The following is a 21,317-nucleotide window of genomic DNA, read 5'->3' as shown; positions in this document are numbered from 1 at the left end:
CCGATTCGTACGCCCATTATAACAAATCTTGCTTAATTGTTGACTCACTTAATTTTCCGATTGAATCCAGTGTCGAACGTGTCGTTTTATGAAGCGACATGCTATACTTGAATTGTGAATTCGGTTACATGATGACGAATTCAATATTCTAAGCGAAATTAGGTGACGGGTATGCCAGCACAATCAGCAGAACAATTATGGAAAGCTTACAATGAAACGACCGACACACAAGGGGCCTCTTATCAGACACGTTGGTTTGGTCAACAAAATAACCCTCAAGAAGTTCAGGCTTTGACTGATGCCATTCTGGCTGGAACGAAGACAGCCACAACGACACCGTTGGACACTTTTACAGCGGAACAAGTTGCCATTCCCCAAGTCGGCGATTATAACGTGTTATTAAACGGTGATATGAAACCAGTCGCAATCATCAAAACGGTAGTCTCCGAGTTGATTCCATTCTATCGTATCTCCGCGGAACACGCTTATCATGAAGGCGAAGGTGATCGCAGCATCGGCGATTGGCGGAAACGCAAGACCGATGAGTTCACCCCAACGCTAGAAGAACACGGCAAAAACCTTTCATCAGATACACCGATGGTCAGCGAGGTTTTTGAAGTCGTTTACCGCGCGGATTAATAACAACGATGACGGCCTGAGACGGATGTCTTGGGCTTTTTTAATGCCGCTTGGACGGTTGGCGGTCTGTGCCGGGCGATACTGCCGCCAGATTTAATGGTCCGTGCCAAATGATAACATCCGTTTCAAGCTGTTCAATGACGAGCTTTGACCGGTCGATTTGGACTAATCTAATGATGGCGCGCCAATCATTAACTTGAATCCACCTAGTCGTTTGGTTCTGGCCAGTCGCTAACATCCCGCATAAACTGTCCACCGACGAGACGCAGCTGACTGGTTTGGCGCCGTCTAGCGATAGCACGCTGATGATGTCACTTGAACCAACCTGGATGCTGGCTAGCCGCTAACATACCCCCGTTCGCTCGGTTTGTTCAATCGAACTAATTGTTCATGTTTGAAACGCAACTCGTACGCAACCGTGGCATAAAACCAAATTGATTAATTAACCGAACAACGCTCACCATCCGCCAAACACCAACCCGCATTAGCCTTTTCAGCCACGGGCATTTGGCGGTAAAAGTTAGCAAGCTAAAATTCGCAAAAAAGGCTTGCCACCACTCCATTTTTCATTATAATTAAAGCTCGTACTAAACTTATTGTTTAGTTAAACAAAACTACCGATTCGAGGTGAATGTCATGGATATTGGTCAACGCATCCGCAATCTGCGGATTCAAAAACAACTGACGCAAGAAGAGCTGGGCGAACGAACTGATCTCAGTAAAGGTTACATATCGCAATTGGAGCACGATCAGTCATCGCCTTCGATGGAGACCTTCTTCGCGATTCTTGAAGTCCTGGGTTGTGCGCCCGCTGATTTCTTTGCGACGGAACAACCGACCCATAAAGTCGTCTACCATCCAGATGAACAGACGACTTATGACGATGAAGCCCTCGGATACCGTGTCAAATGGCTTGTACCGGCGTCTAACGACAACCAGTTAGAGCCCGTCACCGTTACACTGGTTCCGAATGGTCGCTTCAAATCCTTTGAGCCTTCGCCGGCGGAAACCTTCATCATGGTTCAAACCGGCACGCTCAGTTTACAATTAGGCACACAGCGGTATACCGCTACGGCGGGTGACACCTTGTCATTTCATGCCACTAAGACGCACCAAATCAGCAACCCAGGCTCGACGTCCTGCACGTTCACCTTGGTTACGACCGCGTCCTACTTATAATCACAGTACTACTGACTGGCGCGCCACGTTGCGCGATCCAGCACACGTTTTAGGGAGGTCTTTACTTTGGCGGTTAACGCACAACCAATTATTCGGTTAACGAATATCACAAAAAGTTACGGGGAACATCAAGTTTTAAAAAATATCAATCTCGACTTAGAAGCCGGTAAGTTCTACACCTTACTAGGCCCTTCTGGTTGCGGTAAAACGACGATTCTACGGACCATTGCGGGCTTTACCGACGCGACTTCGGGACAAGTCTACTTCGATGGGCAGCTCATCAACGGACTACCAGCCAACCAACGGCAAGTCAATACGGTCTTCCAAGACTACGCACTCTTCCCACACATGAATGTCGCAGAAAACGTGGCTTTTGGCCTTAAGCTCCATAAAGTACCTAAGGACGAAATCGAGACTCGGGTTCAAGACGCGCTCGCAATGGTGCAACTGGCGGACCTCGGCGACCGCGAAATCAGTGAAATTTCAGGCGGACAACAACAACGGGTCGCAATTGCCCGGGCACTGGTCATGCAGCCCAAAGTCTTATTGCTGGACGAACCGCTATCGGCGCTTGATGCCAAACTTCGTAAAGACATGCAGTATGAATTACGCGACTTGCAACAACGGCTTGGCATCACCTTCCTATTTGTGACCCATGACCAGGAAGAAGCCCTCGCCATGAGTGATGAGATTTTTGTCATGAACGCTGGCGAAATCCTGCAAGGTGGCTCACCAGTCGACATTTACGACGAACCCATCAATCACTTTGTTGCAAACTTCATTGGCGAAAGTAATATTATTCCCGGCAAGATGCTGCAGGACTTCGAAGTCGAATTCGTCGGCAAATCCTTCGAATGCGCTGACGCCGGCATGCAACCAGACGAACCCGTCGAAGTCGTGCTCCGACCAGAAGACTTGGACATCGTCGCGGCGGACCAGGGCAAGCTTGTGGTCACCGTGGATTCACAACTCTTCCGCGGCAACTACTTTGAAATCGTGGCTTACGATACCGACCACAACGAATGGCTCGTCCACTCGACCAACCCGGCCGCAGAAGGTGAACCAATCGGCTTGACCTTTGACCCGCAAGACATTCACGTCATGCGCCTCAACGAAAGCGAAGCGGCTTTCGACGCCCGGCTTGAACAATATGAAGATGATTAGGAGGTGGCCAGCATGCAACAAAAACAACGGTTGAGTCGTAACACGGCTTACTTTATTCCGTACATGTTATGGATCATCCTCTTCGTCATCGCGCCCGTGCTGCTGCTCATTTATCAATCATTCTTTAATATCGATGGGCAATTCACGCTTGGCAATTACCAGACCTACTTCTCGTCCAACACTTACTTAATGATGACGCTCAACTCCGTCTGGTATGCTTTTTTGATTACCTTGGCGACCATTCTGATCAGCTACCCCACGGCGTACTTGCTCAACGAGACCAAGCATCCGCAACTATGGCTACTGCTGATCATCATGCCAACGTGGATCAATCTCTTGTTAAAGGCCTACGCCTTCATTGGAATTTTCAGCCAAGCTGGAATCGCCAATCAATTTTTGAGTTTTATCGGTATTGGCCCCAAGCAGCTGCTGTTCACGAACTTTAGCTTTATCTTTGTTGCGGCCTACATTCAGATTCCGTTCATGGTCCTGCCGATTTACAACTCGATCAGCGAACTGAACGCCTCGTATATCAATGCCAGTCGTGACTTAGGGGCGACCAATTGGCAAACATTCAGTCGGGTCATTTTCCCCCTGACCTTACCGGGCGTCAAAGCTGGAATTCAGGCCGTCTTCATTCCATCGCTATCACTCTTCATGTTGACGCGCTTGATTGGCGGGAACAAAGTGATCACGCTGGGGACTGCCATTGAAGAGCACTTCTTAACGACCATGAATTGGGGCATGGGCTCGACGATCGGCGTTGTGCTGATTATTGCGATGGTCATTATCATGTGGCTGACTAGTGGTGGCAAACGGCGCACACGAAAGGGGTTGACGAAATAATGACGTTACGTAACTTCAAGTGGCGCAATCTATACCTCTGGTTCATCTTTATCGTGTTATACGCGCCAATTATCTTTCTTGTTGTCTACTCCTTCAGTCAGGGGACGACCATGAACAACTTCCACGGATTTACGTGGCAGCACTACCAAGATTTGTTCGCCGACACGCGGTTGATTGCGATTTTTCTGGACACCTTATTGATTGCCCTCTTATCTTCACTATTAGCAACCGTTATCGGTACGCTCGGGGCATTAGGCATCAATAGTACGACCAAGTCAATCACACGCAACACGCTGTTATCCTTGAACAATATCCTGATGGTCTCACCCGATGTCATCATTGGGGCTAGTTTTCTGATTTTCTTCACGGCGCTGAAAATTCCACTCGGGTTTGGTTCAGTGCTACTGAGCCACATCGCCTTCTCGATTCCCATCGTGGTCTTGATGGTGCTCCCCAAGATTCAGGAAATGAGTTCGAGTTTGCTCGATGCCGCGGCGGATTTAGGCGCTAATAATTGGCAACTACTCAGCCAAATCATTATTCCGTCCATCATGCCGGGGATTTTTTCGGGCTTCTTCATGGCGCTGACCTATTCGCTCGATGACTTTGCCGTGACCTTCTTCGTGACCGGGAACGGCTTCAGTACGTTGTCAGTTGAAATCTATTCACGGGCGCGGCAAGGCATCAACTTGGAGATCAACGCGCTATCCGGACTCATGTTCTTAATGGCACTCGTGTTAGTGATTGGTTACTACTTCATCAACCAATACAGCAGTCGGCACCGGCGGCCAGCAGTTAGGGGGCGGCGGAAATGAAAAAGTTATTCGGTATCATCGTCAGTCTGCTCGTCGTCTGTGGTCTGCTCGCTTTTGGCGCACAACGCTTACAGACGAGCTCCGGCAGCACCGGCAAAAAGGTGTTGAACTTGTATACTTGGGGTGACTACATCGACCCGAGCTTACTCACGAAGTTCCAGAAGCAGACCGGGTATCACGTCAACGTCGAGACCTTCGACAGCAACGAAGCCATGTATACCAAGATCAAGCAAGGCGGTACCAGCTATGACCTGACCGTCCCTAGCGATTACATGATTGAGAAAATGAAAAAGGCCCACTTGCTCTTACCACTCGATAAAAGCAAGCTGACCGGAATGCAGAATTACGACCCGCGTTTCATGAACCTCGCCTTCGACAAGCACAATCGTTATTCCGTGCCGTACTTCTGGGGAACACTGGGGATTATTTATAATGACAAGTACGTGCAACCGGGCAGCATTCAGCATTGGAACGATTTGTGGCAACAAAAGTACAAAAATAAAATCATGCTGATCGATAGCGCACGTGACGTGATGGGCTTTGCCCTCGCCTCGATGAACCAATCCATGAATACCACTGACCCGGCGACCCTACTGGCAGCGCGTAATAAGCTGAATCGGTTATCGCCAAACGTCAAAGCGGTCGTTGCCGATGAAATCAAGATGTACATGATTCAAAATGAAGCGGCGATTGCGGTTGACTGGTCTGGTGAAGCGAGTGAGATGTTGGACGGCAACTCACATCTCCACTACGTCGTGCCGTCTGAAGGCAGTAACTTGTGGTTTGACAACTTAGTCATTCCGAAGACCGCCAAGCATTTTAAAGCCATCTACGCCTTCTTGAATTTCATGAGCGAGCCCAAAAATGCCGCACAAAACGCCGAGTACATTGGTTATGCGACACCGAACCGCAAGGCCAAAGCGCTATTACCTAAAGCAATTCGCAATGACCGGCAGTTCTACCCGGATAACCAAACCATCAAGCACCTTCAAATCTATCAAGATTTATCACCCGCCAAAGTCGGTCTATATAATGATCGTTACTTGGAATTCAAGATGCACCATTAATCTGAGACGCCAAAAAGTGATGTTAGCTTAGCTAGCACCACTTTTTTATTATGCTCATGCGTGTTCAATTGTCAGGACAACCGTTAGCTGCACGGCGACTCGCTCCCTCTGACTCGCAATCGAGCGACGCCGCAATTCAGTCACTAGTGTTAGTGAAAGACCATCGCACTAACGATGATAAACTTAAGATTAGCAATTAAGACTAGCGCGAAGACTAATCCGAGGCTCAGCCGATTCAGCCAGTGCCGGTCCGCTGTATTCGGAAAGACTAAGAACTGTAAATTGAGTATGATCAATGATCCAAATGCACTGCTCGCTAACCACCAGATTGCCTGCGACCAGAGCGTCACTATTACCACGACAACCACGAAACTAACGAACCACTTTTTAATTGGTGCTACCACTAATGGCGTTGTCATTGTCATCGCCCCCCTTGATTACCTTGATTGTAAGCGTAATCGGTCACAGGCGGATAGTAACGACAGCTGGTAACTTAATTGTCCAAATCAGCGGTTGATTGCGCAACTGTGGCAACGGGTAAACTGGGCGTATATTTGACTAGTAGGCCAATTGAGGGAGATGTAAGCTTAGACATATCAACGCAACGGGGAGTTTCAAGGCGGCGTCTATTATCAATAACCATTCTAGTTTCCTAATCACTGTAATTCCCAAGCGTTTCGTCTCAGCTCCCAGTTTATGGGCCTTTTGAAGTAAAGAACCTTTCTCAATTAGCATCCTTACCGGAATCCAGCACTCTACCAGAACCGTCAAATATAGTAGTGATATGCAAACTTTGAGCGATACAATAACAAAAATAACGTAGTAATAATCGTACTTTAGCGCCAATACGCTCACAAACAAACTCACAGCCACTGTCACTGTCACTATTTTGGTTCGTTGTAGAATCCTGTCCAGCTTGGTCTTTTTTACCTCTTGATCAGTTTTGAGTAACCCTGCTTTTTCCAACAGATCCATTTGTCTACGGACGATTGGACGCATAATGATCCCAGCTAGCCAGTACAAAGCACCGTAGCCAACCACGGTCAGCGCCTGATTCAATAAAGTGCTCTGAAACACAGGGATAAGGAGTTGCTCTGGATATAAAGTCATTAATTTGGCCCGACCTTTCTAAAACGGGTGACGTTATTTTCGGAATGTATTTTGAACCAAAGCGTTGTGTCTCGGTTTCTTTTAGAAATGAAGGCACAACGCTTTTGATAACTTATGGCAAATCAGCAGCCCTAATGAACGATTTTAAATTCATGAACTTCTGAAAAGGTGCAATTACGTTATCAAATGTGACAGTAAATATACGACCAAATGGGCCGTCATCACATCCATTTACAAGCAAGCCATATTGGCGCGTACGCACAAAGTCTCCCTGAATCTCCAACAGGTCATATCGGCGTTCTTTGTGACGTACCTGAGTCATAGACACCCAGCAGGATCTTTGTCCATTTTTCGGCAGCTTGTAATGCATCTGACCGTATTGGTATCACATTAAAAAATACCACCACATGGCAGAATGCCGACTCACTTCATTATTATAAAATGCATGGTACTTAGCTGTATTCCTAAAATTATCGTTATTAGCAGGAGCCCGATTGAGATGCAACAATAAAATAGTGACCACATCAGCCATCGAAGTCTAGCACGAGTGCTTCTATTTGGAAGAATGATTGCATCATCTATTCTTGGGTGTTTGTTGTAGAAAGCATAGCTAAACATCTGAAGAACGAGCGGCCGTATACTGAGAATGAGGTAAGAAATTCCACAAACTGGCACCCAAATCGGCTTGGAATTCTGGAACAAAAAAATGCACCATACAAGACCGGCGAGGCCTAAAATGTACAGTTCCTTCAAAAAGATTAGCAACGCGTATAACAGCTTAGAATGCTTTATTGTATCGCGGAGAATGGGTGTAAAAGTTTTCGTGAATTTGCCAATATGAGCTCGCTCTATAAATATACCAGCGACGTATTTATACCTTTTGGGCACAAACACATTGCGCTTATGCATTAGAATTACCGTATAGAAAAAAACGATAGTAACAATACAATTAACAGGCCTAAAATTTTATGCAATCGGGACACCCCTTTGAGTTTTGAATATGTATTATACTACAAACTGTGGGGTTCAATCAATCTCATAAAACAAGATTAAAAAGCTGATTTAACGGGGTAAAAATGCCTGTTTACCAAAAATAACAGTATTAATCATTTTAATAGCGATTTGACTTTATCAAAGAATATTGAATGGTAGGATTAAGTCTATTACGGTTAGAATAATTAAATTTAATCAGCATATAGATTACATAAAAGTTATAGAATTAGCGTAATTATATCTATAAGTTAGTGGAAAACGCTAATTAGCAGAACGTGCAAATATAATATCAACATTTACACCCGCAGAGCCAACGAAATATTAATATATTGGCTAAGTTGCGATTTAGATCTCAACATCATATACTTCTCGGGTAAAAGCATCGATGTTTTTACCCAAACCAGACGAAAGTAGCTAAATATTATGAAAAAGCGCATTTTGATTGTGTTATATGCATTACCGTTATTGATTCTAGGGCTGATTGCATCAATTTCTTTCTATGCCGTAAATATCAACTCAAGTCCCACTATCAAGCAAAGCGTCGCAGCTGAACCAGTCGTGATTTATGACAAGAATGGTAATCAGGTGCCATCATTTGATGCAACATCTCAAGAACTAATTAGCGAAAACGCTAGCCTAAAGCAACCAACAACCGTCAAACGGCGGAATAACGGCCAATCGAACAATTTTTGGGGTTCCGGAATGTATTACGGCGGAAATCTGTTCGCTACCACCGAAAAACCCAACAACATTAGATTTTCAGTAAACAAGGGCGCTTTTGCCGTTTACATAACCAATCGACCCGCTCCAAGTTCTCTGGTCCAATATTTGGCAGCCGTTCCAAGTCGTAGCTTCTATCACACAGCCTGGCATAACTGGCTCTACTTCGGCGCTTACAATCCAATATCTGGCCAAAATTATTTTATCCAAGCTCACTAACCAGTGATAGATTGTCCGTAACGACATCTATTCTGCCAATCCCGCCACCCACACGATCACTGGCCAAACTTCATCTTACCTTGCAATCAGACATCATCGCCGCAATTCGCAACACAAAAAGCGGCGTACTGATCCGAGACCCATCCTCGAATCAGTGCGCCGCTAGCCCGCGTTATTCCAGCAACGCGGACAACTTATTCATTTTAAAGATTAATGATACAAATCGAAACGACCCTTGCTGAAGACGGTGCCGAGGTGGGCACTTTCAAGCAATGAGCGGTCCGTAATAATCTTCTTCAAGGCAGAAGCCGCATAACCGTGCACAGGCTTATTGCTGCTGAAGATTTGGCCGATACCATCGCGGTCACTCAATGATGCGACCGTCCCACTGGATTCGTAGTTAAACGTCGTGGTAGCTTGGTTATGGCGTAACGCCCCAATGTTCTTGGCGGCTTGTTCACCAGCTGCTAAGGCAATCTGTGCCGTGGTTGGATAAGGCCGGTTGCTTTCTGGATCCATCACAGCGGCCACGTCACCAACGATGAAGACTTCTGGATGGCCTTCTAACGAAAGGTCAGGCTTAACTACGACCCGGTTACGACGTTGTTCAAAGCCGGAATCCGCAATCACGTGTGAGCCACTGACCCCGACCGTCCAGATAATGGTGTTGGCCGTGAATTCATGCTCATTCTTATCAGCATCGCTGTAGACAACGGCACCTGGCTTGATGGCTTCAATCACTGAACCTAACCGCATTTCAACGTTATTTTTCTCCATAAACTTCAAGGCATAATCGCGAAGTTCTTGGGTGAACATTGGCAAGATCGATGGCATCCGTTCAAGACACACGACCTTGGCAGCTGGTGTCTGATACTTGGCCTGTAATTTTGGCAATGATTGGGTCAATTCACCCAGTAATTCGATTCCCGTAAAACCAGCGCCACAAACGGCGATCTTCAAGTCGTTCTTATCCTTGGACGTCCGATAAGCCTTGAACCGTTCCTCGATATGTTCATAAACGGCTTGTGACGTTGCCAAGTCATCCATTGGCAACGCATTTTCATCAGCGCCTTCAACCCCGAATGTTTCAGATTGAAAACCAAGCGCTAAGACTAAGTAATCATACGTCATGTCGGCATGGTCATCGAAGCTGACTTGTTTGGTTTCAATATCCACATTGTTGACCGTTGCTTGAACAAATTGGACCCGTTTGCCAATAATTTCTGGGATTTGATAAGTAATCCGGTCCGGCGCGATGGTTCCCGCTGCGACTTCGTGTAAATTGGTCTTCTCAGTATGCGTCGGCGTCTGGTCGACCAATACGATTTCGTCCTCGGTTGGAAGACTCTTTTGTAAAAATTTGACGGCGCGCATCCCTGCGTAACCCCCACCTAGCACTAAAGTTTTTGCCATGATTTATTAACCCCTTTCATTATAAGCGTAGACTAATGTGTCTGTTGAGACGGACGCTAGCCATGCGTTCAATTCATTAATCCAGTCATAACTTGATAACTACATGTTACTCTCTTCTGACATAAAATTCAGCTAAAACGGCATGTTAATTTGGTTGTTTACAATTAATTTTATGTCCAGCGACTTTACACGGGGGATTTCAGTCCAGCTGGTCAGCGACATTGGCCGTCACGAGGGATAAACTCTCGAACAAAACTTGCCGCTGTCCGGCCGTCAACCGCGCTCCGACCAAGTCCGCACACCACTGTTCATAGGCGTGCAACTCTGGGTATAGCTTCTTGCCCGCGGCCGTTGGGTAGAGGCAGCGGACCTTTTTGTTTTCTGGATGTAACGCTTTGCGAACATACCCTTTTTTAATCAAATTCTGGACTGCCCGATAGTTAGTTGTCCGATCCATCTTCATCTGGTCGGCAAGTTGACTAAAAAATAACCCTGGCTGTTCGCAGATTCGAATCAGGTAAATGAATTGATTATTGTTCAACCCATACTTGGCAAAGCGCTGGTTTCCCTCATTCGTCACCATCCGCGACAATGTCCCCATCAATCTCAGTGTTGGTATCATAAGCGCTCCTTTTTATTATTGCATATACAATCATCTGGTGATAAACTTAACGTCAACGCCAAGGAGGTCTCACCATGTGGTCAATCAAAACATTCTCAGAACTAACAACAACTGAATTATACGCCATCTACGAACTACGCGTCAAAACGTTCGTCGTCGAGCAACAACGAATCTACCAAGAAGTCGACGCGATTGATTTACAAGCACACCACGTCTTCAAAATCGTCGACCAACAAATTGTTGCATACGCACGAATTTTTAAAGAAGCAAACCACGTCTCCTTTGGACGCGTCGTCGTGGTCGAAAACCAGCGTGGTCGCCACCTTGGTGCGGACTTAATGCACCACATTCTGCAAGTAATCGAAGCACACTATGGTGAACGACCAATTCAAATCGAAGCCCAGGTCCCCGTGCAAGGGTTCTATCAGCGGTTTGGCTTTACGACCAGTGGCACCCCGTTTCTATTCAATCACACGCCACATATAAAAATGATCAAGCCCGCCTTGACCACTGAGGCCCAGTCAAAAACCACAGATCAGCCGTCTGACCAATCGGCGAGCTAAGGTCATTTGATTAGCTAAGCAACTGAACTAAGGTAATCTTGACGAACAAACAAAATCGCAAAAAGGCGCGTGCCCCAGAATTAAAATTCCGAGGCCCGCGCCTTTCAAATTGATTTATTTAGCTGAAGATAAGCGTTCAACATCACGAACAATCATCAATTCTTCGTTGGTTGGCACAACCATTACTTTAACTGGTTCGCCTTCCTTACTGATGACTTCTTCCTTGCCGTGCATGTGATTCTTGTCAACGTCGACCGTGATACCGAAGTAACCCAGTAACTTGGCGATACGTTCGCGAATCATCCATGAGTTTTCACCCATGCCGGCGGTGAAGACGAGTGCATCAATACCGTTCATTTCGGCAATGTAACTCCCAACGTACTTCACAACCCGGTTCACGAAGATTTCAATCGCAAGCTTCGACTGTTCACGTGTATCCTGCGTCTTATCCAGGTCACGCATGTCTGGTGACAAGCCTGAAATACCCAAGAGACCGGACTTGTGGTTCAAAATGTCGATGAAGTCCTCAACGTCTGAAATACCGAGGTGCCGCATTAAGAACGGAATAATCGACGCGTCGATATCACCAGAACGCGTACTCATCGTAATCCCGGCTAATGGCGTGAAGCCCATTGACGTATCAATGGCTTGACCATGATCAAAGGCCGTGATCGAAGCGCCAGAGCCCAAGTGCAGGGTGACTAACTTCAATTCATCGAGGGGCTTGCCCAGTAATTGAGCGGTCCGGTTGGCCACGTAACGGTGACTAGTCCCGTGAGCACCATACTTCCGTGCACCGAATTTTTCATAGTAGTCGTATGGAATGCTGTATAAATAATTAACTTTTGGCATATCCGCATACAACGACGTATCAAAGACCGCGACTTGAACCGCTTTAGGTAACAGATCACGGAACACTTCGATATAGTAAGCCTGCGTTGGGTTATGTAACGGCGCATACTCAGATAAATCCTTAATTTTCTTCAATGTTTGCGGCGTAATCACAACAGAGTCCTTGAAGTCTTCGCCACCAGCGACGACCCGGTGTCCAACCCCTTTGATATCGGTGAGTTGGTCGACGATGTTATCATTCTTCAACCGCGTTAAAACCATTGCGGCAGCTTCTTTGGCGTCAATCGTATCCTTGGTTTCGGTCTCTTTACTCCCATCTGCTTTTTTAATCGTAAAAACAGAATTCGGTAAGCCCAACCGGTCAACCATTCCTGATGCGATAACCGTTTCTTCTGGAACACTAAAAAGTTTCCATTTTAAAGTCGAACTGCCGGCGTTAATTGCTAAAATTTTTGCCATGACTATTTTTCCTCCATCCATCATCAAGTGTGCCTACTGTCAGTTTAGCTAAATATGCATACGCTTTCAAGGATTTATTCACAAACTCATGATTTTCATAACATTGTAAACCGATTCGTCAGCATATTATTTCTTTCATAACCACTAATTAGCTTATAATATAGGTAGCAGAAAGTGAGGCGAATCATTATGAAAAGAATTACTTGGACTTTGAGCAACGGCTTTGCAACGCTCCTACTCGTCGTCGGAACGCTACTGGCATTGCTCACCCTCATCACTAGTTTTGGAACGGCCATCAGCGTTGATGCGATGGTCACAGCAGCCGTCTTATGGCTGGCAGGCGTCGTCTTCTTACACCCCGCACCCGCCAAAATTTTACTGCCAATCGTTGGACTCGCGAGTCTGAGCATTGGCTATGCCACTTACTTTAGTACAGCTGGTTCCTGGCTATACGCAACGCTTGCAACCATCATCACTGCCGTTATTCATCAGCTATGGGTTTAGCCTCCGCAAGACGATTCGCCAACATCACAGCCACTGGTACGACTAACATTGACGCATCGCACTAGTTGATTTGAATCACAATTCAGACATACCCGGTGAGTTGGATTACTGTTCGTCAGCCGGTGATCTCCTATTCCGACCTCCAGGGCTGGCTGACAACGCTGGAACAGGGCGGACATCGATTTGAACTCACGCAGCAACCCACTGCGCAATTTCAAATACGAGTCTTCTTCTAGCCCGGGAAGACCGCCCGGACAAGAAGAACTTCGCCCTTGAGCATTGTCAGCCAGCCCCTCCAGTCGGGAAGCCACTCGAATGGCAGATGAACGACCACCTATCTGGGTATAATTGACCACTGAATGTTGAGTAACAGAACCTTTAAGTAAACTTTGAATTATGCTGGATCTGGGAAGTTCAAATCCTGATAAGGTAATCTGAAGATTATTAACTAATGTCACGAAAACGAGCCTTAAAGTTAGACGATACGATTGCTAGCTTTTTAGAAATCAAGGCTTTGACATTCCGAAAGTTTCGACAATATCCAATGATACAGATAGCTAATAGGGCCAACATCCGAGTTTATTAGCGTGGAGGCCATCCGATAACTAGTCTTACAGTAGTGTAAAGATGACCGCTTACTAAGAATCAACAACCATTCGATTAAAAGTTGGGTCCGCACATGTCCGCCTTTCGAATAGGATCCCCGGCTGGAAGGTATTCTGGGCAAGGCCCAGTGGTGAAATTTCACTTAGCAAGCGTCTTTTGCTTGGTTAGTGAAAGACCAGTATTTAAGACGTGGGCTGTCGGCTTAAATCTGTGTCCACCACGTCACGGCCATTGCCCAGAATGCCTGGAAGCCGGCCTAGGACGAACCTACAACAGCAGGTTTACGCAGATTTGCACTTTTTCCAGCGGTTCACAGCTGGCTTTCCTTGAACTTGATAACTAAGTGGCTTTAATCTAACCAACATCTAGTACAACAATTTTATACCACGCTAGCACGCCCCAATTCGGGAAGGTGCTGGCGTGTTTTAGTGTGCTTGCAATCAACAGCAGACAAAAGCGAACAGATGTTTTATAATAGAAAACGACTAAATTCAGAAAGGACGCTCCGATGGCAACTAAGATTGGGATTCGACAACTGGTAGAATTCGTTTTACGACAAGGCGATTTAAATGAAGTCAAAAACAGTCAGAATACTGCGCTGAATGGTGCGAAGATTCACCGGCAACTGCAGAGTAGCCGTGGTGAGGACTATGATAGTGAAGTTTATTTGAAGCAACTCGTCACGATGAATCACACCGATTACATTATTGCCGGACGAGCGGATGGCATTCAATTAAACGATGACGGCGCTCTGATTGAAGAAATCAAGACTTCCGACCAACCGTTTGATGAGCTGACAGATAATGCGAAGACACTTTATTGGGGGCAGCTCAAGGTCTATGGTTATTTATTATTGCAAGAACATCCTGAGCTTGACCAGGTAACCGGCCAACTGACCTATTTTCAAGTCATTAACGAAAAAATCACCAAAACTCAGCGAATCCTGCACCGTGCGGAATTAGACGCCTTCTTCAAGGACCTGATTACCGAATACGAATACTGGCTGACGCTGCGGGCTGATCTTCGCGAGAAACGCAACCAATCGATTCAAACGTTGCCGTTCCCCTTTCCAGCATTTCGGCCGGGGCAACACGAACTCGCCGCTGCAGTCTACAAGACGATCCGTAACCAAACACGACTCTTCGTGGAAGCACCCACTGGGACTGGCAAGACGATTTCCACCCTGTTTCCAGCGATTAAGGCGATGGGCGAAGACGTGATCGAACGCCTATTTTACTTGACGGCCAAACAGAGTACCCGCCGTGTCGCGGAAGAAGCGGTTACTTTGATGAGTCATGACGGGCTCAAGCTGAAAAGCATCACACTGACAGCCAAAGATCAGATTCGTTTTCCCGAGGAACAGGACGTACTCCCCGAAGATAACCCATTCATGCTGGGTTATTATGACCGGTTAAAGCCAGCGCTCAAAGACTTATTGACCCATGAAGACCAGATTACGCGGACCGTCATCGAGACCTATGCGCGCAAGCATACCTTAGACCCGTTCGAATTCTCACTCGACACCTCATTATTTTGCGATGTCATTATTTGTGACTACAATTATCTCTTCGACCCGCTCGTCTACTTACAACGCTTCTTCAGTGAAAGTGACGACGAGAATTTCTTCCTTGTCGACGAAGTGCACAACCTCGTCAGCCGGTCGCGTGATATGTATTCCGCAGCCGTTAGTGACCAACCAATCAGTACGCTACTGAAGCTTGCCAAGCCCGATAAGAGTCAGCCAAGTGACGACCTACAACGCGAACTCAAAAAAGTTCGGCGGAGCTTCACGCGTCTCAGCAAGGCCTTAATCGACGACCATCTGACCGAGCAAGTCCTGCCAGACCCACCGGACAAATTGTTGCGCACGCTCCGAACTTTCAACGAGTTTGTCACCGACTGGCTGGCTCAGCAGAAACCCGGACCCTTACTAGACGCCGTTCGCGATTACTTCTTCGCCTGCCTGACCTTTGTCAAGATCGGTGACTTATATGATGGCAGTTATCAGACCCGCTACGTCCTTGAAGGGCATCATTTGACGATCAAGGAGCTCTGCTTAGACCCGAGTGACTTCTTGAACCGCTCGTTGGAATTAGGCGGTGGTGCCGTGCTCTTTTCGGCAACACTGACACCAATGGCCTATTACCAACGCGTCTTGGGCGGCGAGGCCAATAGTTTAGCATACCAGTTGCCATCGCCATTTCCGCCCAAGCACCAGGCGATTCTCGTCACCCAGTACGTCCAAACGACCTACCACGAACGCGAGCACAACGTTCCCCGCATCATTGCGAGTTTGCACGCGATGCTGGCTGCCAAGCCTGGTAACTACCTCGTCTTCTTCCCATCCTATGGCTACCTCCTGCAAATCAAGGCAGCCTTTGAAGCAGCCTATCCAGATGTGGCGACGACAGCCCAGGCAGCGGCCATGGATGCCAGTGCGCGCCAGGCCTTTTTGGACCAATTTCAAGCCGACCCCACCCAGACACTGCTGGGGTTTTGCGTACTGGGTGGCATCTTCTCTGAAGGCATCGACTTGCGTGGCAACCGCTTGATTGGCGTCGCAATCGTCAGCGTCGGTCTGCCTGGCATCAATCCAGAGACCAACTTGATTCGCGACTACTATGACCATCAAAACGGGCTGGGATTCGCCTATGCTTACCAGTTACCCGGCATGAACAACGTCTTACAGGCGGCTGGTCGCCTGATTCGCAGCGCGCACGACACTGGCATCGTCCTCTTACTAGATCAGCGTTTTGCCAGTCGCCGCTACACAGAACTCTTTCCAGCGCACTGGCAATATTACCAGACGATTGGCTCCGTCCCACAACTTGAAGCAACCATCGCCAATTTTTGGCACCAAATGGAGGTCCCACACCATGAAGACAAAACTAACTCGCCAACTTGAAACGACGCTCTACCATTATTGCTTCGAACAGGGCGCTTACGTCGTCGAAGAAGTTGCCATGCCGGATGAGCAAGGCATCGTCGATACGTTAAGCTACCAGCAGCTGCCAGATGGGCAGATCGAATGGCGTTGCTACGAGCTAAAAGTAACGAAAGCTGATTTTCATTCCAAGGCCAAGCTCTCTTTTATCGGCCACTATAATTACTTCGTCTTGCCGCAAGCCCTGTATGAAGACGTCAAGGACGAAATTCCTGACCGCATCGGCGTCTTGATTTATCGTGAGTTTGACGCACGGGCACTGGCCTTAGCACCACAGCCCCTACGAACGCCCGGTTTTTTGACGGTGGCCAAAAAGGCGCAGCACCAAGACTTGCAAGTCGACGAGACTGCCCTGACCGCCCACTTTGTCGCTTCCTTGTTCCGAGAAGTCGATAAAGCCAAACGCGTCAAGAAGGGCCTGCAGCTATATTCGGACGACCAATTATTTAAAGAACTCCGAAAACGCGCACGTAAAGGTTATGACGTCTACGACCCGGAGCAAAACTTATACGACCGGTTCATCGATGAGACGCAAAGCGACGCCATCGCGGCATTGCAAACTGAACTGGATGCCCGTAATGCGGAATATCAGGCACTCAAACTAAAATACCAGGCGTTAACGGCGCCAGATCTGCGTGACCAACTATGACCACTTATTATCCTTACTTTCGGGGGCGGATGTACGACCTATTAGCGTTACGCGCCCTGTGTGAACAAGGTCAACTAGGCCCACACATCGTCCCCATCATTGAGCCGGTCCGTGATTCCAAAGAACTCCAGCAGACGGTGACGACACTGATTGCAAGCGCGCAACCTTTCAGCCTGATTGCAAATCCCCAAGTCAGCGTGTACGGCCTCAATACGGTCAAATTACACCCGCTACCCGACTTGCGCGCTTATCCGTTTTACCATCCCGGAGCCATTCTCGCGGCTGATTTTAGTGCGGACTATCTCACCACGACGCCGTGCCAAACGAGTCTGCTGATTGCGCCTAACTATCCGTTGCTTCAAGCTTATCAGCACACTCAAGTCTTACAACAAGTTGGTGGCATTCTGATTCCAGACGAAGCCCGTTTGCATCAATTAGCGGCAGACCGGGCCATTTTACTAACAGACGCGCTGCCTTCTCCCGCACACGTCGCGGACTATCAAGATTTAACAGACACTTATTTTGCCCCCGCCTACTGGTCGCAATCACCGGTGGGCTATCAAGGTTTCGGCGACTATTCATTGATGGGCCACGTCTATTTCGAACACGGGATGCCGTCACGCGCGATTGCGTTACACGTGATTTATGTTACGGTTAAGGGTGACTTGCGCATTCATCACTTTGTTTCGGACAGTAATGACAGTATGCGTGGTCAAAAGAAGAAGTTCTTCGAGGCACTGACTAAGCTCACAGCTTGGGCACCGACGCATCTAACTGGCCTCAATCGAACGCCAGCGCTGACGGCATTATTAGCCTATGCGGACCAGCACAAATTCCCCGGTCTGGGGGGCGTCAAAAAGCTGACCATCATGCACCACCTTCAGTTGATGCAGCGGTTACTCGAACAACAATTAGGAGATTAATATGGCAAAACAAGAATCTGCTTGGAAACAAATGATCCACTTCTATCGTCATGATTACGAAGAACAGCATGCCCCCATGCTTTATGGCGATGTCTGGTTGAAGACCAAGTCCCATCAGCGACTGATCTGATCTTAGGGCTCAGTGACCAAGGACGTCAGCCATATACCACTGTTAGTCAGGTTACTTTGCCAACTATTGGCAGCCATCTGAATAGCGGCGATGTGCTCGTCACATTACTCACAGACCAAGGGCCGCAACCATTGTCAACGCCCTTTAGTGGCACGGTTCAGAAGGTCAACGATACCCTTCAAGCAACTCCACAACAACTCCTGACTTTGAAGCAAAATGACAACTGGCTCGTTCAATTAAAAGCCGATTAATTTCACAGTTACTAAAAGTAAGCTAATTTAGAGAAGAGCAAGCGTTTACATTGCCACTAAACCAACTTGTAAATTGACCAAACTAATTTGCAGATTGGATACTTATCATACAATTCCTAATCAGACGGGCGTTTGATGATTGACAGCCGATTTTGTTATGTCAACCAACAGACGCCCGCTTTATTTGTCGATAGTCTTAATTAAACCTTCATAAAACCATTGCGCGCCGCGTTATATTACAAAAGATTACAAAACCCGCCTTTTATTACAATAATCGGCCCAATTCGTAAAGCTCCTGCTATTTTCCTGTTACAATCGCCAGCTATACTAGGAACCATTGAAGCGCTTGGAAAGAATCTCGGGGCCAAGCCAAATTCGGACTAAAAAATAGGAGTGTACATTACAATATGAAGATTAAGAATGCTTTATTATCAACTGCTGCCGCTACTGCTAGTCTCTTTGCCATTGGTGCTACCGCCCAAGCTGCTACGGTTACCGTAAAAGCCGGTGACACCGTTTCTCAAATCGCCCTTGACCACAACACCACGGTTGACGCCATCCAACAAGCTAACCACTTGAAGGACGTTAACTTGATCTTGGTCGGCCAACAACTTGAAGTCAACGGTGATGACAGTACAACGACAACCACCACCACGACGACAACGCAAACGTCACAACCAGCTGCAACGACGCAATCATCCAGCCAGACGACTAACCAAGCTAGCCAATCTCAAACTAGCCAGAGTAGTCAAACACAATCGAGCCAAACCCAAACGAGCACACCAGCTGCTAAGACGACGACGCAACAAAGCACTAGCTCAACGTCCAACTACAGCAACAACAGTTCTGAAAGTGCTGCTAAAGCTTGGATCGCCAACAAAGAATCTGGTGGCTCATACTCAGCTCGTAACGGCCAATACATCGGTAAGTATCAATTAAGTGCCTCATACTTAAACGGTGACTATTCCGCTGCCAACCAAGAACGAGTTGCTAACAATTACGTTGCTTCTCGTTACGGCTCATGGGCTAACGCCAAGAGTCACTGGTTAGCTAACAACTGGTACTAAACTGCCCTTGAATTAACTTATCAACTAACGTCAACCGTCCTCATCTTTTGTAGATGAGGACGGTTTTTTTGTATGCCGCAAGGATGACTTGATTGGTGTATTCTTGGGCCTAAAATCAAAACCGCCAGCTAGGACCGCTGGAAACAGTGCGAATTACCGTAAACTTGCTGTGGTGGTTGCTTCCTATGCCGGCTTCCAGGTATTTCTGACAACGCTGGAACGTGGTGGACACAGATTTAAGCCGAAGCCCACGTCTTAAATACTGGTCTCCCACTAACCAAGCCAAAAACGCTTGCTAAGTGGAATTTCACCACTGAGCATTGTCAGAAATACCTTCCAGCCTGGATAGTATTCGAAAGGCAGACATGTGTGAACCCAATTTTTGGTTGAATTAATCGTTGATTCTTAGCACACTGTCATTTTGAGGTTCAACTGTAAGACTTGTTTCTAATAGCAGCTAAACTTCCATATTCGTGTTTGAACTCTTCAAATCGCGGATTTACGGAATTTGTCAGTATTTTCTCTAGTCGATTGAGAGATAACCAAGTCTCGAATTCTAAACGACGGCAATTTCATCAACTCATTTCAAGACTAATTGCCATTGAATCTGTGGTATTGAGAAGAGTAAATAGTAGTCAGGAATCTTCTCAGTGATTAAATGCGATAAGTCATTATCGATACCAACTAAAAGTTTGCCCGAAGGACCAGTCACCTAATATTCAGTGGCCAATTTTACCCAGATAGGTGGCCGTTCATCCGCCATTCGAGCGGCTTCCCGTCTGGAGGGGCCGGTTGACAATGCTCGGTAGCCAAATTATTCTAAGTCGGAAGTGGGCTTCTTCCGACTTAGAATTAGACTCGTATTTGAAATTACGCAGTGGGTTGCTGCGTGAGTTCAAATCGGCGTCGGCTTACGTTCCAGCAATTGTCAGCCGGCCCTGGAAGTCGGACCATGGCACGCACCGGCTGACGAACAGCAATCCGAACCGGCGTGATTTAATCATGGCTCATGACAAGTACAATGCATATAATATAGAAGTATTAACTCAAAAATCACCATCAATTATTGCCTCTATCCCACTAATACCAAGTTACCAGCCAACTCAAAAAAAACGACACAATCAGCTTCAATGATTTATTTTCGCCGGATTTCCCCATCGTTGCGTTAAATCATCTAGTCAATTCAACCCTATTTTCCGTCAGATTTACCCATCATTTTTTAAAATCCAGGTGTCTACTGAACTAAAATTCAGCCCAAAATAGCCCAAATTTTCGACGCGAACTGCCAAATTTTCATAAATCAAGGGGAATTTTTCTGTTTTTTGCGATTAATTTGACTGATTTTCAAGATTGATTCACACGTTTAATCATTGGTATTCTTGATATTACAAGTCGTCAACTCAAGTTGGTAGCGCTATTTTGCATGAAATCCGGCTCAAATATTACAATTCATTACAAAAACGGCCTTATATTACAAGACACCCCTAAAAACGTAATCTTCTGATTATTGCACTGCAACACTCACTCGTTATACTAGTCTCTGTTGATTGGTTGAGACATCAACTGCTCGACCAATAAAAAA

21 protein-coding genes are annotated in these 21,317 nt (G+C 46.8%); 15 read left to right on the top strand and 6 right to left on the bottom strand.

Going from position 1 to position 21,317, the window contains the following annotated elements; all coding sequences use genetic code 11:
* Positions 1-171 precede the first annotated feature (171 nt).
* Positions 172-639 (top strand): ASCH domain-containing protein, encoded by a 468-nt coding sequence (locus tag KGF65_RS03575; RefSeq protein WP_003637548.1) that lies wholly within the window; start codon positions 172-174, stop codon positions 637-639.
* A 40-nt stretch (positions 640-679) separates the two neighbouring features.
* On the opposite strand, the gene KGF65_RS03570 is transcribed toward KGF65_RS03575, so the two are convergent.
* Positions 680-877, bottom strand: coding sequence for a hypothetical protein (locus KGF65_RS03570; protein ID WP_101872732.1), 198 nt, complete (start codon positions 875-877; stop codon positions 680-682).
* A 398-nt stretch (positions 878-1,275) separates the two neighbouring features.
* Here KGF65_RS03570 and KGF65_RS03565 point away from each other — a divergent pair, with 398 nt between their 5' ends.
* From KGF65_RS03565 to KGF65_RS03545, 5 genes are all read left to right on the top strand, one after another.
* Positions 1,276-1,818, top strand: a complete 543-nt coding sequence (locus tag KGF65_RS03565) for a helix-turn-helix domain-containing protein (RefSeq protein WP_050337831.1) — start codon at positions 1,276-1,278, stop codon at positions 1,816-1,818.
* A 66-nt stretch (positions 1,819-1,884) separates the two neighbouring features.
* Entirely contained in the window at positions 1,885-2,982 is a 1,098-nt protein-coding gene (locus KGF65_RS03560; RefSeq protein ID WP_088770167.1) for an ABC transporter ATP-binding protein, read from the top strand.
* 12 nt (positions 2,983-2,994) lie between these two features.
* Positions 2,995-3,828 (top strand): ABC transporter permease, encoded by an 834-nt coding sequence (locus KGF65_RS03555; protein WP_101872731.1) that lies wholly within the window; start codon positions 2,995-2,997, stop codon positions 3,826-3,828.
* The gene (locus KGF65_RS03550) at positions 3,828-4,643 is read left to right on the top strand and encodes an ABC transporter permease (RefSeq protein ID WP_216748112.1); all 816 of its coding nucleotides are present in this window, start codon (positions 3,828-3,830) and stop codon (positions 4,641-4,643) included. The genes KGF65_RS03555 and KGF65_RS03550 overlap by 1 nt, the downstream gene beginning before the upstream one ends.
* On the top strand, positions 4,640-5,710 hold the full coding sequence (locus tag KGF65_RS03545; protein WP_101872730.1) for an ABC transporter substrate-binding protein: 1,071 nt from the start codon (positions 4,640-4,642) through the stop codon (positions 5,708-5,710). Before KGF65_RS03550 ends, KGF65_RS03545 begins: the two co-directional genes overlap by 4 nt.
* Before the next feature lie 149 nt (positions 5,711-5,859).
* On the opposite strand, the gene KGF65_RS03540 is transcribed toward KGF65_RS03545, so the two are convergent.
* Positions 5,860-6,129, bottom strand: a complete 270-nt coding sequence (locus KGF65_RS03540; protein ID WP_101872729.1) for a hypothetical protein — start codon at positions 6,127-6,129, stop codon at positions 5,860-5,862.
* A 139-nt stretch (positions 6,130-6,268) separates the two neighbouring features.
* A complete protein-coding gene (locus KGF65_RS03535) occupies positions 6,269-6,820 on the bottom strand; it encodes a hypothetical protein (protein WP_213472170.1) in 552 nt (183 codons plus the stop codon).
* 1,416 nt (positions 6,821-8,236) lie between these two features.
* Here KGF65_RS03535 and KGF65_RS03530 point away from each other — a divergent pair.
* Positions 8,237-8,752, top strand: a complete 516-nt coding sequence (locus KGF65_RS03530; RefSeq protein ID WP_225083103.1) for a hypothetical protein — start codon at positions 8,237-8,239, stop codon at positions 8,750-8,752.
* A gap of 210 nt (positions 8,753-8,962) precedes the next feature.
* On the opposite strand, the gene KGF65_RS03525 is transcribed toward KGF65_RS03530, so the two are convergent.
* Together KGF65_RS03525 and KGF65_RS03520 are read right to left on the bottom strand one after the other, a co-directional pair.
* Complete coding sequence (locus tag KGF65_RS03525; protein WP_003637538.1) at positions 8,963-10,165, bottom strand: NAD(P)/FAD-dependent oxidoreductase; 1,203 nt, start codon at positions 10,163-10,165, stop codon at positions 8,963-8,965.
* A 199-nt stretch (positions 10,166-10,364) separates the two neighbouring features.
* Positions 10,365-10,787, bottom strand: a complete 423-nt coding sequence (locus KGF65_RS03520; protein ID WP_050337836.1) for a MarR family winged helix-turn-helix transcriptional regulator — start codon at positions 10,785-10,787, stop codon at positions 10,365-10,367.
* Positions 10,788-10,861: 74 nt separating this feature from the next.
* Between KGF65_RS03520 and KGF65_RS03515 the strand changes: the two genes are divergently transcribed.
* Positions 10,862-11,350, top strand: a complete 489-nt coding sequence (locus KGF65_RS03515) for a GNAT family N-acetyltransferase (RefSeq protein WP_101872725.1) — start codon at positions 10,862-10,864, stop codon at positions 11,348-11,350.
* Between the two features lie 114 nt (positions 11,351-11,464).
* Here KGF65_RS03515 and KGF65_RS03510 read toward each other — a convergent pair whose 3' ends face one another.
* Entirely contained in the window at positions 11,465-12,661 is a 1,197-nt protein-coding gene (locus KGF65_RS03510; protein ID WP_216748113.1) for an acetate/propionate family kinase, read from the bottom strand.
* A gap of 189 nt (positions 12,662-12,850) precedes the next feature.
* On the opposite strand from KGF65_RS03510, the gene KGF65_RS03505 reads away from it, so the two are divergent.
* The 7 genes from KGF65_RS03505 to KGF65_RS03480 all read left to right on the top strand — a co-directional run bounded on the left by KGF65_RS03505 (position 12,851) and on the right by KGF65_RS03480 (position 19,735).
* Positions 12,851-13,165 (top strand): hypothetical protein, encoded by a 315-nt coding sequence (locus KGF65_RS03505; protein ID WP_253954375.1) that lies wholly within the window; start codon positions 12,851-12,853, stop codon positions 13,163-13,165.
* A 1,114-nt stretch (positions 13,166-14,279) separates the two neighbouring features.
* Positions 14,280-16,676, top strand: a complete 2,397-nt coding sequence (locus KGF65_RS03500) for an ATP-dependent DNA helicase (RefSeq protein ID WP_216748114.1) — start codon at positions 14,280-14,282, stop codon at positions 16,674-16,676.
* On the top strand, positions 16,648-17,364 hold the full coding sequence (locus KGF65_RS03495; protein WP_105920276.1) for a hypothetical protein: 717 nt from the start codon (positions 16,648-16,650) through the stop codon (positions 17,362-17,364). The genes KGF65_RS03500 and KGF65_RS03495 overlap by 29 nt, the downstream gene beginning before the upstream one ends.
* Positions 17,361-18,287, top strand: coding sequence for a sce7725 family protein (locus tag KGF65_RS03490; RefSeq protein WP_101872721.1), 927 nt, complete (start codon positions 17,361-17,363; stop codon positions 18,285-18,287). The genes KGF65_RS03495 and KGF65_RS03490 overlap by 4 nt, the downstream gene beginning before the upstream one ends.
* 1 nt (position 18,288) lies before the next feature.
* Positions 18,289-18,417 carry a hypothetical protein gene (locus KGF65_RS17250; protein WP_301554301.1) on the top strand — a complete coding sequence of 43 codons (129 nt, stop codon included), beginning with the start codon at positions 18,289-18,291 and terminating at the stop codon, positions 18,415-18,417.
* A 56-nt stretch (positions 18,418-18,473) separates the two neighbouring features.
* Positions 18,474-18,668: a hypothetical protein gene (locus KGF65_RS16965; protein WP_253954376.1), complete on the top strand. Its 195-nt coding sequence runs from the start codon at positions 18,474-18,476 to the stop codon at positions 18,666-18,668.
* 407 nt (positions 18,669-19,075) lie between these two features.
* Positions 19,076-19,735, top strand: a complete 660-nt coding sequence (locus KGF65_RS03480; protein WP_003637529.1) for a LysM domain-containing protein — start codon at positions 19,076-19,078, stop codon at positions 19,733-19,735.
* Positions 19,736-21,317: the final 1,582 nt, after the last annotated feature.

Origin of the sequence: Lactiplantibacillus sp. 30.2.29 (assembly GCF_018991255.1) — a bacterium.
GTDB lineage: Bacteria > Bacillota > Bacilli > Lactobacillales > Lactobacillaceae > Lactiplantibacillus > Lactiplantibacillus pentosus.
This window is presented reverse-complemented; position numbering and strand designations above follow the sequence as displayed.